This is a genomic window from Mucilaginibacter sp. 5C4, assembly GCF_034345625.1.
In the GTDB taxonomy this organism is placed as follows: Bacteria; Bacteroidota; Bacteroidia; order Sphingobacteriales; family Sphingobacteriaceae; genus Mucilaginibacter; species Mucilaginibacter aurantiaciroseus.
On sequence record NZ_CP133775.1, the window covers coordinates 4284828 to 4302161 of the forward strand.

Annotated in this window: 16 protein-coding genes and 1 tRNA gene; 11 read left to right on the forward strand and 6 right to left on the reverse strand. The window is 42.5% G+C overall.

What is annotated here, in order from left to right; genetic code table 11:
* Nucleotides 1-23: 23 nt before the first annotated feature.
* Both RHM67_RS20010 and RHM67_RS20015 read right to left on the reverse strand, forming a co-directional pair.
* A complete protein-coding gene (locus tag RHM67_RS20010) occupies nucleotides 24-215 on the reverse strand; it encodes a hypothetical protein (RefSeq protein WP_322229141.1) in 192 nt (63 codons plus the stop codon).
* A gap of 18 nt (nucleotides 216-233) precedes the next feature.
* Nucleotides 234-515: a hypothetical protein gene (locus RHM67_RS20015; protein ID WP_322229143.1), complete on the reverse strand. Its 282-nt coding sequence runs from the start codon at nucleotides 513-515 to the stop codon at nucleotides 234-236.
* A gap of 149 nt (nucleotides 516-664) precedes the next feature.
* Between RHM67_RS20015 and RHM67_RS20020 the strand changes: the two genes are divergently transcribed.
* The 8 genes from RHM67_RS20020 (at nucleotide 665) to RHM67_RS20050 (ending at nucleotide 10358) form a co-directional block, all read left to right on the forward strand.
* Nucleotides 665-1987: a sigma-54 dependent transcriptional regulator gene (locus RHM67_RS20020; RefSeq protein WP_322229144.1), complete on the forward strand. Its 1323-nt coding sequence runs from the start codon at nucleotides 665-667 to the stop codon at nucleotides 1985-1987.
* Between the two features lie 501 nt (nucleotides 1988-2488).
* Nucleotides 2489-2566 (forward strand): potassium-transporting ATPase subunit F, encoded by a 78-nt coding sequence (locus RHM67_RS20705; protein ID WP_369124773.1) that lies wholly within the window; start codon nucleotides 2489-2491, stop codon nucleotides 2564-2566.
* 12 nt (nucleotides 2567-2578) lie between these two features.
* Nucleotides 2579-4297 (forward strand): potassium-transporting ATPase subunit KdpA, encoded by a 1719-nt coding sequence (gene kdpA, locus RHM67_RS20025; RefSeq protein WP_322229146.1) that lies wholly within the window; start codon nucleotides 2579-2581, stop codon nucleotides 4295-4297.
* A gap of 8 nt (nucleotides 4298-4305) precedes the next feature.
* Nucleotides 4306-6339: a potassium-transporting ATPase subunit KdpB gene (kdpB, locus tag RHM67_RS20030; RefSeq protein ID WP_322229147.1), complete on the forward strand. Its 2034-nt coding sequence runs from the start codon at nucleotides 4306-4308 to the stop codon at nucleotides 6337-6339.
* Between the two features lie 11 nt (nucleotides 6340-6350).
* Nucleotides 6351-6917, forward strand: a complete 567-nt coding sequence (locus RHM67_RS20035) for a K(+)-transporting ATPase subunit C (protein ID WP_322229149.1) — start codon at nucleotides 6351-6353, stop codon at nucleotides 6915-6917.
* A gap of 86 nt (nucleotides 6918-7003) precedes the next feature.
* Nucleotides 7004-7414 (forward strand): outer membrane beta-barrel protein, encoded by a 411-nt coding sequence (locus RHM67_RS20040; RefSeq protein ID WP_416182877.1) that lies wholly within the window; start codon nucleotides 7004-7006, stop codon nucleotides 7412-7414.
* A gap of 59 nt (nucleotides 7415-7473) precedes the next feature.
* A complete protein-coding gene (locus tag RHM67_RS20045) occupies nucleotides 7474-8598 on the forward strand; it encodes a sensor protein KdpD (protein WP_322229151.1) in 1125 nt (374 codons plus the stop codon).
* Entirely contained in the window at nucleotides 8595-10358 is a 1764-nt protein-coding gene (locus tag RHM67_RS20050; RefSeq protein ID WP_322229153.1) for an ATP-binding protein, read from the forward strand. Before RHM67_RS20045 ends, RHM67_RS20050 begins: the two co-directional genes overlap by 4 nt.
* A 10-nt stretch (nucleotides 10359-10368) precedes the next feature.
* Here RHM67_RS20050 and RHM67_RS20055 read toward each other — a convergent pair whose 3' ends face one another.
* A complete protein-coding gene (locus RHM67_RS20055; RefSeq protein ID WP_322229154.1) occupies nucleotides 10369-11346 on the reverse strand; it encodes a GlxA family transcriptional regulator in 978 nt (325 codons plus the stop codon).
* A gap of 213 nt (nucleotides 11347-11559) precedes the next feature.
* Here RHM67_RS20055 and RHM67_RS20060 point away from each other — a divergent pair, with 213 nt between their 5' ends.
* Both RHM67_RS20060 and RHM67_RS20065 read left to right on the forward strand, forming a co-directional pair.
* Nucleotides 11560-12141 carry a dihydrofolate reductase family protein gene (locus RHM67_RS20060; protein ID WP_322229156.1) on the forward strand — a complete coding sequence of 194 codons (582 nt, stop codon included), beginning with the start codon at nucleotides 11560-11562 and terminating at the stop codon, nucleotides 12139-12141.
* Nucleotides 12142-12389: 248 nt separating this feature from the next.
* Entirely contained in the window at nucleotides 12390-12743 is a 354-nt protein-coding gene (locus RHM67_RS20065) for an SRPBCC domain-containing protein (RefSeq protein WP_322229158.1), read from the forward strand.
* A gap of 110 nt (nucleotides 12744-12853) precedes the next feature.
* Here the strand turns inward: RHM67_RS20065 and RHM67_RS20070 are convergent, their stop codons facing one another.
* The 3 genes from RHM67_RS20070 to RHM67_RS20080 form a co-directional block, all read right to left on the reverse strand.
* Nucleotides 12854-13102, reverse strand: coding sequence for a GIY-YIG nuclease family protein (locus RHM67_RS20070; RefSeq protein ID WP_322229159.1), 249 nt, complete (start codon nucleotides 13100-13102; stop codon nucleotides 12854-12856).
* 99 nt (nucleotides 13103-13201) lie between these two features.
* Nucleotides 13202-13450 carry a GIY-YIG nuclease family protein gene (locus RHM67_RS20075; protein WP_322229161.1) on the reverse strand — a complete coding sequence of 83 codons (249 nt, stop codon included), beginning with the start codon at nucleotides 13448-13450 and terminating at the stop codon, nucleotides 13202-13204.
* A 37-nt stretch (nucleotides 13451-13487) separates the two neighbouring features.
* Nucleotides 13488-13562, reverse strand: a tRNA-Val gene (locus tag RHM67_RS20080).
* A gap of 1053 nt (nucleotides 13563-14615) precedes the next feature.
* Between RHM67_RS20080 and RHM67_RS20085 the strand changes: the two genes are divergently transcribed.
* A complete protein-coding gene (locus tag RHM67_RS20085; RefSeq protein WP_322229163.1) occupies nucleotides 14616-16583 on the forward strand; it encodes a KUP/HAK/KT family potassium transporter in 1968 nt (655 codons plus the stop codon).
* The last annotated feature ends 751 nt before the right edge of the window (nucleotides 16584-17334 follow it).

A 17334-nucleotide genomic window follows, 5' to 3' on the forward strand; every position in this document is an offset into this window, starting at 1 on the left:
CTTTTCAATATTAATTGCTGAAATTACAATCTAAAATTGAGCGACACATATGGGTACCAACCCTCGGTAGAATGGCCTGCCAGCACTTGCAATACTATTAAGGATGCCGGGGCAAAATACAAGCCACCACCTGTGCCGCTATGCCATTGGTTTGAAGTATCGTTATCAACCCACACCCTACCTACATCATAAAAGCCGGCAAACTTCGCCCACAAACCTTTTGCTGTATTCGCCTAATTCGATTTTGTTTGTGTACCGCCCCCCGCTTTAACAACGGTAAGGCCGCCATTAATTTTAGATAACCTTAGCACGGGCAGCTTTACCGGCACAGCCCATTCCTTACGGTAATTTTCGCCGAAGAAGATTTTATGGAAACATTTTGCCTTATTATAAGAAGGGTACACTTTCACCACCATGCTATCCGGGAACTTTTGCCCTGCGGACGGCTTTATCTTTTGTGCAGACGCATTTATATAGGTAATAAGTAATAGAAATGCAATGCAATAGGTTTTCATTGAGGCGATATTTATCACTTAATAAATACTTACATCAAAAGGTTGGGTTGTAAGGCAATTATAATATTAATTGGGTGCCGAATAATATTATAAATCCTTTTGCTTAGTCGTGCATCTTGCCGTTATTTGCACAGTTTTAACATCTAAAAATGCAAGCCACCATCCTCATCATCGACGACGAAAAAAAACTGAACGATCTGCTTTCGCGCATTATCGGTTTAGAAGGCTTCCGCGTGGTGCAGGCTTTTACAGGTAAAGAGGGTTTAAAGCTTTTAGAGAACGAGGATGTGCTGGTGGTGCTCAGCGATGTTAAACTCCCCGATGTTAACGGCTTAGACCTGGTAAAAACCATCAAAACCAAAAAGCCATATGTAGAGGTTATAAACCTTACTGCTTACGGCACTATTAATGATGGCGTGCAATCTATTAAGAACGGCGCTTTCAATTACATTGTTAAAGGTGATGATAACGATAAGATAATCCCCCTGCTAAACCAGGCAGTAGAAAAAGCACAGCTACAACAAAACGCATTTAATGCCGATAAAAAGGTAAACAGCAAATTTAGTTTTGCGCAGATCATAGGGCAATCGCAATCGGTTTTAGACGCTGTAAACCTTGCCCGCCGGGTGGCATCAACCGATACCACCGTTTTACTTTTGGGCGAAACCGGTACAGGCAAGGAAGTTTTTGCATCGGCCATACATTACGAAAGTCAGCGCAGGCAGATGCCTTTTGTAGCCATCAACTGCAGCAGCTTTACCGGCGAACTTTTAGAGAGTGAGCTATTCGGCTATAAAGCAGGTGCATTTACCGGGGCTTTTAAAGATAAAAAAGGCTTGTTTGAAGAGGCCCACCATGGCAGTATTTTTTTAGATGAGATAGGCGAAATGAACCTGGACCTGCAGGCCAAACTACTGCGTGTACTGGAAAGTAAAACCTTCATCAAACTTGGCGACACCCAAACCACCAAAGTAAACATCCGCATTATGGCGGCCACCAACCGCGACCTGCAAAAAGAGGCTGAAGAAGGCAAATTCAGGTTAGATCTATTTTACCGCCTATCTGTTTTCACCATATCACTACCTTCACTTAACGAGCGTAAAGGCGATATAGAGGCACTGGCGAAATACTACCTGAAACAGTTTGCAGACAAGGCAGGCAAGCCCGTTAAAATGAGTGCCGATTTTTTAGCCCTGCTAACCCGCCATCAATGGAAAGGCAATATCCGCGAGTTAAAGAATATTATTGAACGCGCCGTGATATTGGCCGACGATGAACTTACACCATCTGCCCTTCCTCCTCAATTCAACATCCAAAACGCAGACAGTAGCTCGCTCGATCTGCAAAGCATCGAGAAACAACACATCAGCAAGGTATTGGCCTACACCAAAGGCAGTAAAGCCGAAACCGCAAGACTGTTGGGTATTGGGTTGACTACCCTTTATCGGAAGATTGATGAGTACGGATTGTAAAACATAATAATCGACGATTTTACTCACCCGGTCTTTGCTACGCTCGGCCATCCTCTCTACTGCGCAAAGAGGATTTAAGAAACATATTTTCACTCTGTTTTCACCCTCTTTGCGCCGAAGGCGAAGAGAGAATCGCGCACGTAGTGCTGCGGGTGAGTAAACTAACCGCGCGTATTATTTTTTGCCAATCTGAGCTTGTCGAAGAATTATGCACCTTGCTAATGGTTCGACAGGCTCACCATCACAACCCTTCCCTTGCTCCCCAAAACGATAATCGGCCCTTCCAAAATGGAAGGGTTTTTTTGTTTGTTAACGGTTGAAACAAATGCAATTTACTGATTTATAAATAATTACCTTATATAATTTCTCTATGGCATTAGTATTGGCATAGTTGTATTAAATAATAACAATATGATCACAATAATCCTTTTCGTTGCCATCCTGCTGGGATGGTGGTTTATTTTTAAATCCATCGACTGGTTCGAAAAAATCTAACGCATCATGATCGCACTATTTATCATTTCTATTGCAGTTTTCTTATACATGGTATATGTACTGCTTAAACCCGAAAAATTTTAACCTTAACACACAATGAACACAGAACTATTTGGAATCATTGCCTCCTTCGCCCTGATGCTGGTTATCGGCATCCCGCTGGGCAAGTACCTGGCAAAAATGTTTGCCGGCGAAAAGGTATGGACCGATTTTATGAAGCCTGTAGAAAGTGGCATCTACAAATTGTCGGGCATCAACCCTAACGAGCCCATGACCTGGAAACAGTTTTTAAAAGCCATGATGTGCATCAATCTTTTATGGTTGGTTTACGGCTTTTTTGTATTAATGCACCAGGATAAGCTGCCCCTTAATCCCGATGGCAACCCCGGCATGACGGCCGACCTGGCCTTTAATAGCATTATCAGTTTTGTGGTAAACTGTAATTTACAGCAATATAGCGGCGAAAGTGGTGCCAGTTACCTGGTACAGCATTTCATATTTATGTTTTTACAGTTTGTGAGTGCCGCAACAGGTATTGCCTGCGCAGTAGGTTTCTTTAAAGCTTTCCGTGATAAGACCACTAATGACATCGGTAACTTTTGGAACTTTTTTCTAAAAGCGATCACCCGTTTATTATTGCCTCTATCTATAGTAGTAGCCTTAATATTAACCTTTAACGGCACGCCAAGCAGCTACGCCGGTAAAGACCAATTCATATCCCTGCAGGGCGATACCGTACACGTATCGCGTGGCCCGGCAGCGCAGTTCATCGCTATTAAGCACTTAGGTACAAATGGTGGCGGCTGGTTTGGTGCAAACTCGACACACCCGCTGGAAAACCCTAACTACTTAACTAATATTACCGAGATCGTTTCGCAGATGATCATCCCTATTGCGATGGTTCTTTGTTTCGGATACTTCATCCGCCGCAAAAAATTGGGCTGGATAATTTTTGGGGTGATGATGATAGGCGCTTTGCTCCTGCTTATCCCAAGCATCGGTAGCGAAACGGGTGGTAATACCGCTATTGCCAAAATGGGCATCGCCCAGCCAACCGGCGCTATGGAGGGTAAAGAAGTGCGCATAGGGCCAACCGCGACAGCCTTCTGGAGTACATTTACCACCATTGTATCAACCGGTTCAGTTAATGGGATGCACGATAGCACCATGCCACTTACCGGCTTATGGCAGTTACTGGGCATGATGATCAACGGCTTCTTTGGTGGCTGTGGTGTGGGTGTGTTAAACTACTTCATATATCTCATCATCGCCGTATTTATATCCGGGTTGATGGTTGGCCGAACCCCTGAGTTTTTAGGCCACAAAGTAGAAGCCCGGGAAGTGAAGATCGCCGCTTTGATAACCTTGCTTAGTCCGTTTTTAATTATGGCGGGCACAGCTCTCGCAGCCTTTGTATTCACCAACCATGGCAATGCCGACTGGGCAGTTAAGCCATCGGCATGGTTAAATAACCCAAGTTTCCACGGCTTTAGCGAGATGCTTTACGAGATGACCTCAGCTAACGCCAACAACGGCTCGGGCTTCGAGGGTTTGGGCGATAACAATATCTTCTGGAACGTATCAACAGGTTTTGTTATGCTGTTAGGCAGGTTCCTGCCTATAATTGGCCCTGTTGCCATTGCAGGTTTGCTTGCCCAAAAGAAATACATCCCGGAATCAGCAGGTACTTTGAAGGTAGACACGGTGACTTTCGGCCTGATGACCTTCGCTGTAATACTTGTTCTAAACGCATTATCGTACTTCCCTGCTTTGGCCCTGGGCCCTATTGCAGAGTTCTTTTCAATGCCTAAGTAATTAATCACATGAAAACTCAATCTAATAAATTATTTGAAGCTGTGTTGGTGCAAACCGCATTGAAGCAGTCATTCATCAAACTGAATCCAAAGGTCATGCTGCGTAACCCGGTGATGTTCACCGTGGAAATAGGCACCGCCGTTATGCTGTATATGAGCGTTTACAGCTTGCTAAACACCGGCCAGGGTTCGTTCGCCTATAACTTTATCATCTTCATCGTACTGCTGCTAACCCTGCTGTTTGCCAACTTTGCCGAGGCTATAGCCGAAGCACGCGGTAAGGCACAGGCCGACAGTTTACGCAAAACCCGTGAAGAAACACCTGCCAATGTTTTAATGCCCGACGGCAGCGTTGTTAGTAAATCATCAAACGACCTGCGTAAAGGTGATGTGTTCGTTTGTGAGACAGGTGATACTATACCTACCGATGGTGAAATCACCGAAGGTTTGGCAACTATAGATGAGTCGGCAATTACAGGCGAGTCTGCCCCGGTTATCCGCGAGGCGGGTGGCGATAAATCATCGGTAACAGGCGGTACAAAGGTATTGTCAGACAAGATAAAAGTGGTTGTTACCACTGAACCGGGCGAAAGCTTTTTAGATAAGATGATCGCGCTGGTAGAAGGTGCATCGCGCCAAAAAACGCCAAATGAGATCGCCTTAACGATCCTGTTGGCCAGCTTTACGCTGATCTTTATTATTGTATGTGTTACGCTAAAGCCATTTGCAGATTATGCCAACACCCCGATAACCATTGCGGCATTAATATCCCTTTTCGTTTGTTTGATCCCTACAACCATCGGTGGCCTTTTATCGGCCATCGGTATTGCGGGGATGGACAGGGCATTGCGTGCCAATGTGATCACCAAATCTGGTAAAGCGGTGGAAACTGCAGGTGATATTGACGTACTATTGTTAGATAAAACCGGTACAATCACAATTGGCAACCGTAAAGCGACCCAATTTTGGCCTGCACCCGGTGTATTGCCTGATGATTTGGTAAGGGCGGCGGTACTATCATCATTGGCTGATGAAACGCCCGAAGGTAAATCTATCATCGAGCTGGCACAGCAAAGTAACATGCGTATTTCAATGACCCCGCCTGCAGGGGCCGAGTTCATCAAATTTTCCGCAGAAACCCGTGCAAGCGGTATCAACACTACTGAGGGTTTGCGGATCCGTAAAGGTGCTTTTGATTCTATCAGGAACATGTCCGTAGCTGCCGGTAATAAGTTTTCTGCCGATGTAGAAGAACGGGTTAAAGCTATTGCAAGCAACGGTGGTACACCACTGGTGGTTTCACAAAATGAGGTTGTTTTGGGTACAATAGAATTGCAGGACATTATTAAACCCGGCATCGCCGAACGTTTTGAGCGCCTGCGTAAAATGGGGATCAAAACGGTAATGGTGACCGGGGATAACCCGTTAACTGCCAAATTTATTGCCGAAAAAGCCGGTGTGGATGATTTTATCGCCGAGGCTAAGCCCGAGGATAAAATGAACTACATCAAAGCTGAACAACAGGCAGGCCGCCTGGTTGCCATGATGGGCGACGGCACAAACGATGCCCCGGCATTGGCCCAGGCAGATGTAGGTGTAGCCATGAACAGCGGTACACAAGCTGCCAAAGAAGCCGGTAACATGGTGGATCTGGATAATGACCCCACCAAACTGATCGAGATCGTAGAAATAGGTAAGCAATTGCTGATCACACGTGGTACGTTAACCACCTTCTCCATCGCCAATGACGTGGCTAAGTATTTCGCTATTGTCCCGGCATTGTTTATCGCGTCGATACCAGCCCTGCAGGCTATTAATATTATGCACCTGCACAGCCCGGAGAGCGCCATACTATCTGCGGTGATCTTCAACGCGATCATCATCCCGATGCTGATACCACTGGCCCTTAAAGGGGTAGAATACAAACCGATCGGTGCCAGTGCATTGCTTCGCCGCAACCTGTTGATCTACGGTTTGGGTGGTGTTATCGCGCCATTTATCGGCATCAAACTAATCGACTTACTTATTTCATTATTCTTTTAATAACAACGATCATGAAATCAAATATCATCAAATCAATCCGCATCACACTGGTATTAACCGTGATACTATGCGTAATATACCCGGTAGCCATTTCCCTTGCCGGTAAGCTATCAAAAGGCCATGGCGATGGCGAAACCATTATGGTTAACGGCAAAGTGGTTGGCTATGCCAACGAAGGCCAAAGCTTTACCCAGCCTAAATACTTCTGGGGCAGGCCATCGGCTGTTGGCTACAATGCAGCAGGTAGTGCAGGCTCTAACAAAGGCCCAAGCAATCCCGATTATTTGAAAGAGGTAAGCAACCGCATAGATACCCTGCTTAAATACCACCCGTACCTTAAACGTGCCGATATCCCTACAGAAATGGTTACCGCATCAGGCAGTGGACTTGACCCGGACATATCTCCGGCTGCTGCTAAGATCCAGATACAACGGGTAGCAAAAGTACGCGGCCTTGATGCAGAAGCAGTTACCGCTTTGGTAAACCAGCATACCGAAACCCCGCTAATGGGCCTGTTTGGACCCGCAAAAGTGAACGTTTTAAAATTGAATGTAGCACTTGACGAATTAAAAAAATAATTGCCTCTAATTACATATATAGCTTGCCGCACAGCAAATTGTGCTGTGCGGTTTCAATCACACTAATATGAATAAAGTACATCAACCTGTTAAGCGGTAAAACATCAGGTACCATCATCGACCTGACCACCGCTTACCAAATTACCGATGCCTTTAAATTAGGGCTGAATGGCGCAAGCTTCTCGGCACCCGATGCTGTAAAAGGTGGTTTTGAAGGTGTAGCATTATACCCGCAATTAGCAGTGTCAAAAGATGTAACTTTAGGCTTAAGGGGCGAATACTTTAAAACTAAAAACGGTGGCTTTGTAACCGCAGGCCCACCGGCAGGCGAATCTATCACCGCGTTTACTTTAACAGCAAATATTAAAGCAGGCCCGTTAAATTTGATACCCGAGGTTAGGTTAGATAATGGCTCGACAGCGCAGTTCATCAACAAAAATGCAGGGCCAGCAAAACAGGCTTCGCAATTTTTAATAGCTGCGGTTTACGCGTTTTAAGGGCCTCACCTAAATCCTCTCCTTTGGAGGGGGCCGGGGTGAGGTAACAAAATAAAACAATGGCAGAAAAAGACACATCCGTAAAAAACTTCCTCGATCTGGTGAAAAAATCCAGGCGGGGCAAGCTGAAGATCTACATCGGCATGAGTGCCGGTGTGGGTAAAAGCTACAGGATGCTGCAGGAAGCCCACGCTTTGCAACGCAATGGCATAGGCATCCAGATAGGTTATATAGAAACCCATAACCGCGCCGAAACCCATGCCTTGCTGGAAGGCCTGCCCGTTATTGCCCGCCGTAAAACGTTCTACAAGGGCAAGGAATTGGAAGAAATGGACCTGCAAGCCATCATTAACCGCCACCCCGAGGTTGTTATTGTGGATGAACTTGCCCATAGCAATATTGAAGGTAGTAAAAACTCCAAACGCTGGCAGGATGTGTTGGATATTTTAGAGGCAGGCATTAGCGTGATAACCGCGGTAAACATCCAGCACCTCGAAAGCCTGAACGAGGACGTAGAGCAGATAACCGGCATTGCCATTACCGAACGCATCCCCGATAAAATATTAGACCTGGCAGATGAAGTGGTGAACATAGACCTAACCGCCGATGAATTGGTGGACAGGTTAAAGGAAGGCAAGATCTACGAAAAAGCAAAAATTGAACGCGCCCTGCAAAACTTTTTCCAGAGTGATAAGATCCTGCAATTGCGGGAGCTGGCTTTAAAAGAGGTTGCCCACCATGTAGAGCGCAAGATAGATACCGAGATCCCAAAGCAGATCAAACTTCGCCCCGAGAAATTCCTGGCCTGTATCTCATCAAATGCCGAAACGGCTAAGATCGTTATCCGCAAAACCGCCCGGTTGGCTTCCTACTACCGGTCGCCGTGGATTGTGCTTTACGTACAAAGCAGCAGTGAAAGTTTAGACAGGATAAAACTGGATAAGCAACGCCACCTCATTAACAATTTTAAACTGGCTACCGAGCTTGGTGCCGAACTCATCAAGCTGAAAAGCGACGCCATTACCCAAACCATTATGAAAGTAGCCGAAGAAAAAGAAGTGACTACCATTTGCATTGGCAAGCCCCATTTAAATTTATGGCAGGTTATATTAAGAACAGCTATATTTAACGAGTTACTAAACAAGATTGCGCTAACAGAAACTGACCTGGTCATATTATCATGAAAGTAAGAACTAAACTCCGGTTAGGCTTCGGCTTTTTATTTATAGTGGTGCTATTTTTTGGCGCTACCGCCTTGTTTTATATCCGCGATATCTCCGAAAATTCTAAGGTGATTCTGAAGAATAACTACGAATCGCTAAGTTTTGCAAGGGAAATTCGGACTATTTTAGACGACAACGACCTGCCGCTTAGCACCGCAGCTACAATAAAGTTTAACGATTACCTGCTAAAACAGGAAAATAACATCACCGAGCCCGGCGAAAGCAAGTATACAATCAATCTTCGCGCCTCATTTGAAGAACTTAAAAAACTGCCCTCCAACACCCCGGCAGAACAGCACGCAGACCGTACCGTACGCCACAGCCTGCGCGAGATCGAGCAATTAAACATGCAAGCCATCGTCCGTAAGGACAACAACGCCCGTGCATCGGTAAAAAGTGCGACATTGTTTCTTGGGCTGGTGGGCACTTTTACATTTTTGGTGCTGTTTAGCTTTAGCGTGAATTTCCCGGGATACATCGCCAATCCGCTTAAGGCATTGTTAGACGGGATCCGCGAGATTGGCCAGGGCAACTATGGCAAACGCCTGCATTTTGAACAAAACGATGAGTTTGCCGAGGTAGCAAATGCCTTTAACTTAATGGCTGCCAGGTTAAATGATTGGGAGAATAGCAACCTGGCAACGGTAATATCCGAGAAACGACGCATCGAAACCATCATCGATCAGATGCAGGATGCCATTATAGGCGTGAACGAAAAGCAGGAGGTGCTTTTCATGAATGATGCCGCCCGTAAAACGCTGAATATTACGGGTGATAAGGTGATTGGCCAAAACACAGCCAACCTTGCAAAAAATAACGATCTGCTAAAATCTATCCTGAAGGATGATGCCGGTATTAAGCCATTCAAAATTGTGCTGGATAGCCGCGAAATGTATTTCCAGATGCAGAGCAGCGATATTATAGTGCCCAATATGCAGGAGAAAAAAGGCGCGCTGCAACTGGCAAACCGCTCGGCAGGTAAGGTTTATATCCTTAAAAACATCACCGAGTTTAAAGAACGCGACGAGGCCAAAACAAATTTTATTGCAACCATATCGCATGAGCTAAAAACCCCTATCGCATCCATAAAAATGAGCCTGCAATTGCTAAACGACCAGCGCGTGGGCACCATTAATAGCGAGCAGGAACAATTGGTTAACCACATCAAAGATGATAACGACCGCCTGTTAAAAATAACCAGCGAATTGCTGGAGCTATCGCAGGTAGAAACCGGTAATATCCAACTCAACTTTGTGCCGGTAAACCCGATGCAGATAGTGGATTATGCCATCACATCCATCAAGTTCCAGGCAGATCAAAAACAGGTACAGTTGGAGATACTAAAAGATGATAATTTGCCCGAGGTGCAGGTAGATATCGAAAAAACGGCCTGGGTGCTTGTCAATTTCCTATCCAACGCTTTACGCTACAGTGCCGAGAAATCAAAAATAGAGATCCGGGTAACCGCCAAAAACAAGCAGGTGCAATTCGCGGTGAAAGACTTTGGCAAAGGTATCGACGAAACTTACCAGAAACGCCTGTTTGACCGCTACTTCCAGGTACCGACTGATGGGCAAAACAAATCGGGTTCGGGCCTTGGCCTGGCTATTTCTAAAGATTTTATAAACGCGCAAGGCGGTACTATAGGTGTTGAAAGTGAGATTGGGGCAGGCAGCAGGTTTTATTTTGCGTTGCCAATAACCAATGCCTCAGGCGAGTAACTTAAGGCTTTTAAGCCGCGGCCTGCCTGTTATATTTATTTTTATAATCAATAGGCGATAACCCGGTTAACTTTTTAAACACCGTTCTAAACGCTTTTACATCGGTATAACCAACATCGTACATAACTTCTGATATATTCTTAGCGGAATTTTCGAGTTCTTTTTTTGCTGCTTCTACCTTTACCCTTTGTATATATTCGGCGGGGGTATTATTTGTGGCCTTTTTAAAACGCCTTTCAAAATGTCGCTTTCCAATGGCAAACTTATCTGCCAGTTCGTCAACAGAAAATTTTAATGTGTAATTTTCCTCAATATACTCCTGCGCTAATTTAACAGACTCGTCCTCGTGCTTTTTTTGCCCGTTAAACATCACAAACGGCGATTGGCTTTTTCTGTCTATTTCTATCGCGAAAAATTTGGCTGCCATAATAGACATTTCGCGCCCTGCATATTTCTCTACAATGTGGAGCAACAAATTCCAATAACTGCTTGCGCCGCCGCTTGAGTAAAGGCCATCTGCCTCGGTAATGATACTGCCCTCGGTCATGGTAACCTTAGGGAACATCTCCCTAAAATCATTTGCCGAAAGCCAGTGCGTAGAACACGATTTACCATCGAGCAAACCGGTAGATGCTAATAGGAACGCACCAAGGCAAAGTGACGCTACCTCTGCTCCGTTTTTGTGTTGAGTTACGATCCAGGGCAACAACTCTTCGTTAAGCCGTAACATGGTTTTCATATCTCCCGCTAAAGCCGGTATAACCACCAAGTCGGTTTTTTTAAGATCTTTTATCAGCACATCTGTTTTAACCGAAAAGCTACCGCTGTTTAATGGCACATGCTCGGTAAGCCCTACTAACTGCACATTAAACAAGGGATGCTTGCCCGAATTAATGAGGAATTGATTTACCGCGGTAAACATATAGCGAGGATCAACCACAGATGAAGGCACCGATTCATACGGCACTAAAATAGAAATGTGTTTCATAATTACCTGATGATGTTACAGGATGGGGTTTATTCTATCAAATTTAATGAATTAACCTTAAATAAAAATTAAAAAGCTACGGCACTTCTTGCCAGGTGCTGTCTGTTTTGTATGTCGTAAATGCCCCCTAATAAAGTCAGTATCGCACGCCGTTAGCATTTTTGGGGCAGGTTAACTTTGTATTATTAAATAGGTTTTAACCAGGTGCAGGAAATGAGGAATATAGTAGTGTCAATGAATGTTACCGCAGATGGTTTTATGTCGGGCCTTAACGGTGAGCTAAACTGGCATTTTAACTTTTGGGATGATGAAATGTGCGAGTGCGTATGCGAACAACTGTACCATGCCGATGCGCTTTTGCTTGGTAAGAACACTTACAATGCGCTGGCCCGTTATTGGCCTTATAAAGTAATTGACCAGAGTATGCCACGCGGAGACATCATCCTTGCAGATATGATGAACCGCCACCAAAAAATTGTTTATTCACACATGCTTACCCTGTTGCCCTGGGCAAACTCATCCCTGCTGCGGGGTGATTTAAAGCAACGGATTGAAGAATTGAAACAAACAGATGGCAGGAATATAATAACGTACGGCAGCGGGCAGCTTATTGCTTCGTTGTTAAAAGAAGACCTTATTGACCGCTTTGAACTTTGGACGCACCCGGTTAGGATCAGATCGGGTATCCCACTGTTCAGATCCCGGCATGCCCCCCCGGGCATGCTCCTTTCCAATACCAGGAAACTAAGATCAGGCGTTGAGATCCTTTATTATGAACGGAATTATAAGATTTGATTTATGTGTAGCAGCATCCGGGTATATACTTAATGCATTCCCATAAGTCGCAAACAAACCCTAAAGAAGCCGCAATTACACGCTATTGCCTTTTAACAGACGCCTTATCTTTACAGAAATAAATAACACATCAATTATAATACCTTAAAAATCAAAGATATGAGCAATAAGATCACTGTTTCCAATACGGTAAATGCAGACACAAAAAAAACATGGGACTATTATACCCAACCAAAACACATTACACAATGGAACTTTACAGACCCTTCATGGCAATGCCCTCTGCATCTAATGATCTGCAGGTTGGTGGGAAATACACTGCCCGGATGGAAGCAAAAGACGGCAACTTCGGTTTTGATTTGGGGGGCACATACACCGAATTTATCGATGGTAAAAAATTAACCTTCAAATTGGATGATGGCAGAGATGTTACCGCATCTTTTACCGCTAATGGTAATGTTACCCATGTAAGCGTAGTATTTGACGCGGAAGATATAAGCCCTGTTGAAATGCAAAAAGGTGGCTGGCAGCTATACTCGACAACTTTAAAAAGTATACCGAAGGAAACTAACGATCACCTGCAACGATGGCGAAATATATAAGTGAAAAACATGCTATACAAAAAAGCCTCACATTTCTGTGAGGCTGTGTGGGAGTTACTGGGTTCGAACCAGTGACCCTCCCGATGTAAAATCGGGATGATCTGGACCAGCTATTTTATTGTAGAAATTAGTTGTTCTATCATTTTTCTGCTTTTCCAAGCCTTTATTTGCCGCTCTCTTCTTCCAGCTTCTTCTTTCGTAAGATGTGGCTCCGACCATTTGATTACACAATCTGGTGCCCTGCCTGTAAACCCTTTATGATTAGAATTATGTTTTTTTAAACGCTCTTCCACGTTGGATGTTGATCCGACATAATATTTATTAAGAGATTGCGAATAAAGTATATAAGTGAAAAACATGCTATACAAAAAAGCCTCACATTTCTGTGAGGCTGTGTGGGAGTTACTGGGTTCGAACCAGTGACCCTCCCGATGTAAAATCGGGATGATCTGGACCAGCTATTTTATTGTAGAAATTAGTTGTTCTATCATTTTTCTACTTTTCCAAGCCTTTATTTGCCGCTCTCTTCTTCCAGCTTCTTCTTTCGTAAGATGAGGCTCCGACCATTTGATTATCCAATCTGGTGCCCTGCCTGTAAACCCTTTATGATTAGAATTATGCTTTTTTAAACGCTCTTCCACGTTGGATGTTGATCCGACATAATATTTATTAAGCGATTGCGAATAAAGTATATAAGTGAAAAACATGCTATACAAAAAAGCCTCACATTTCTGTGAGGCTGTGTGGGAGTTACTGGGTTCGAACCAGTGACCCTCTGCTTGTAAGGCAGATGCTCTGAACCAGCTGAGCTAAACTCCCTTTGGTTTTCCTTTAACATTGGGCGAATGCCTGTTCGTTTTGGGATTGCAAATATAGAAATTACAGCCTATTCGTCAAAAAAATATTTCAAATAATTTATAATTAGTACATATACAGCTTATTGTATTTAATTACATGGCTATATTCTTCTCTAAATGTTGTTAAAATTGATTGTTCTCTCAATAAAAAGAAGTTGTATGACTTTACAGAGAATAATTAGCACTGGTCAAAAACGGACTAGTGTTTGCGCACAGTTTGCACAAACAGGGTAGCCACAAACACGCAACCCACCTAATCAACTGGCACCGCCAGTTTTTTGTGAGCATACTGAGCAGTCGTACTGCGTACTATTTCTGCTCAGACCCTCGCTCAACTCGCAGGACGTCTCGCGTAAAAATAAACTTATTCTTACGACTCAGCAATATTATATGGCTTTCATTAACTTAGCAAAATGAAAGGAATAATACTTCTAGTTAACGGCTTCGATTTGGCTCATGGACCATGCCATCCCTTCCATTTTGGGAATCGACCCTTCCATTTTGGGAATTGACCCTTCCATTTCGGTAAGCTTTGAAAAAAACTTATAAAGATTAAAAACCATATATGCCTCATATATAAATTATTAGTAGAGCTTTTGCTAAAATGGCATGGTTTTCGCCTATTGAAAAAAATGCAATTTATACCACTCCCCAATTTGGGTTTCCTTAAAGAATTTTTGACAAATGAAATTTCGGATATACAGTTAGGTCATTTGAATTATACAAATAATTTTACAACGCTTATTAACGACTTAGTAAATCACATAGTTATCGTCATATCTTCAGGAAATTCATTAGCGTAAAGTAAAAGTATAGACATATCTGAGCAAATTTTTCTATTAGAAAATAAAGCATTCAACTCAGTTTTGGTAAAAAACTATATTACCGTAATCTTTCCTTTATTAGAAAAATTTCGACCTTCCCATGACTATCACGAAATCTATCCGCCATCACTCACCAATTTATTTAATTATTACATCATACTGGACCATAGCTGGTTTTATTAAATTAACACATGAACTCACATTTAAAGAAACTTTCAGCGGCAGGGGTGCTAATTACATTGGGCATAATTTTTGGAGATATTGGAACATCCCCTTTATATGTTTTTCAAACTTTACTCATCGAGGGTGGAAAAGTTAATGCAGACCTTGTTTTAGGTTCCATTTCTTGTATTTTTTGGACTCTTACCTTACAAACAACATTCAAATATATTATCATAACCTTACAGGCGGATAACCGTGGCGAAGGTGGAATTTTCTCGTTGTATGCGCTAGTCAGAAGATATGGTAAATGGCTTGCAATACCAGCAATTATAGGTGCAGGCACCTTACTTGCAGACGGGATCATTACTCCTCCTATCTCAGTTACTTCGGCTATTGAAGGTTTGAACCTTGTGCCGGCTTTTGCGAAGGAGATTGTTCCAGGAAATAATCTGGTTTTAATTATTGTGATTTCCATAATGATCGTCCTGTTCTTCTTCCAGCAATTTGGGACCAAGATTATTGGCTCGTCTTTTGGGCCTGTCATGCTAATCTGGTTTTCAATGCTTAGCATTTTAGGTATTATGCAGCTGATGCATTATCCGCAAATATTTAAAGCCCTTAACCCATATTATGGTGCGCGGTTATTGATATATCATCCCAATGGTTTCTGGTTATTAGGAGCTGTTTTTTTATGTACAACAGGAGCTGAAGCTTTGTATTCTGATTTGGGCCATTGTGGCAGAAAAAACATTCAGGTAACCTGGATATTTGTAAAAACCGCATTAATGTTAAATTACCTTGGCCAGGGGGCATGGGTATTAATGCAGCCGGTTACTAAAAATTTTAACGGGGTCAATCCTTTCTTCGAGATTGTACCACATTTTTTTCTAATACCAAGTATCGCTATTGCAACCCTAGCAACTATTATTGCAAGCCAGGCGTTAATAAGCGGATCGTTTACGTTGATAAGCGAGGCAATCAGTATGAATTTCTGGCCACGCATAACGGTGAAATATCCGTCAAATATTCGCGGGCAGATCTATATTCCAAGTATCAACTGGATTTTATGTTTTGGCTGTATCGCGGTTTCCTTATATTTCCGCACATCTGCTAACATGACCAATGCCTACGGTTTCTCTATTACTATCGCTATGTTGATGACTACAATATTAATGTATTATTTTATGCGTTACGTAAAGCATTGGCCAGTATGGCTGGTTACTATTATTCTTTGCGTGTTCTTAACTGTAGAGTTTTCTTTTTTTGTTACTAATGCCGTTAAATTACTAAAAAGGTTGTTCTTTCTTGTCTTTGAATTTGGATTGATTTTTACCATGTATATCTGGTTCAGGGCTCGTAAGATCAATAACCGGTTTCTCCATTTTATTGACCTGAAAGAACAAATTCCTTTTCTTAAAGCATTAAGTGCTGATCAGGGTGTTTCAAAATATGCAACACATTTGATTTACTTAACTAAAGCCAACAACAGTAAGCAAATCGAGCAAAAAATAATGTATTCCATATTAAGCAGAAAGCCAAAAAGAGCTGACGTTTACTGGTTCATACATATTGAGCGCACCGATGAACCGTACACTATGGAATATACGGTGGATGAGATGGAAAATGATAAAGTAATCAGGGTGGAGTTCCGGTTAGGATTTAGAATCCAACCTCGTATCAATTTACTTTTTAGAAAAGTTGTAGAAGACATGGTTGCAAGGAAAGAGCTCGATATAACCAGCAAGTACGCATCTTTAAGCCACTTTAACCTCGCAGCCGATTTTCAATTTGTGATCATGGAAAAATTTTTATCCTATAATAATGAATTTAGTGTACGGGAAGGGTTTATATTGACCAGTTATTTTGCGATCAAAAAATTAGCCCAGAGCGAAGCCAAAGCATTTGGGCTGGATACCAGTGAAACCCGTATAGAAAAAATACCGCTTATTGTTAAACCGATAAGTAATATTCTTTTAAAAAGGGTAGAATCGACCTAAATTAGTTTAACACAAATAAAATAGATTATTATATTAATAACAAAAACCTTTCCACAATGGGAAGGTTTTTTTGCTTCACAGAATATTTATTCACAATCAGCCAATTTTTATAAGGTACTGCGAACCTTACCTTTTAAAAAACCAGGGTAAGCTGTATCTATAACTTACATCGAAATCTTAATCAAATAACAGCAATCACAAATTCTACTCAATATTCATCTACTACACATTAGTTAACATGGGGTTATAATAACCCATTTTTGTAAAGCGTAGTAGTAGATTTTACAGAAACTCCATCTCGAAGGTGACCTTTTAAGAAATAAGTTAAAACTGCATCCACAACAATTTCTAACATTCAATCCAAGAAATAGTAAGGGTCTATAAAAGTTAAAACTCGAATTTCTCTGGATTAAGAGAAAAGAGGGTGAGAATTATTATTCATTCACTTAAAACAAATAGATATGGAAGACACAAGTTAAAACAGATTGCCTAAATCAGAGTAATAGCTTAAATTAACTAAATAATTTATTAATTTATTTACAAGGCTGCTCTGTTTGCACAGATTAATAAATTTAGAGAAGAAAGTGCTTTTAAATGATTTGAGAGGATATTGTATGACTGCTTGTAAGGCAGATGCTCTGAACCAGCTGAGCTAAACTCCCTTTGGTTCTCCTTCAACGTTGGGCGAATGCCTGTTTATTTTGGGATTGCAACTATAAAAATTACAGCCTATTCGTCAAAAAAATATTCC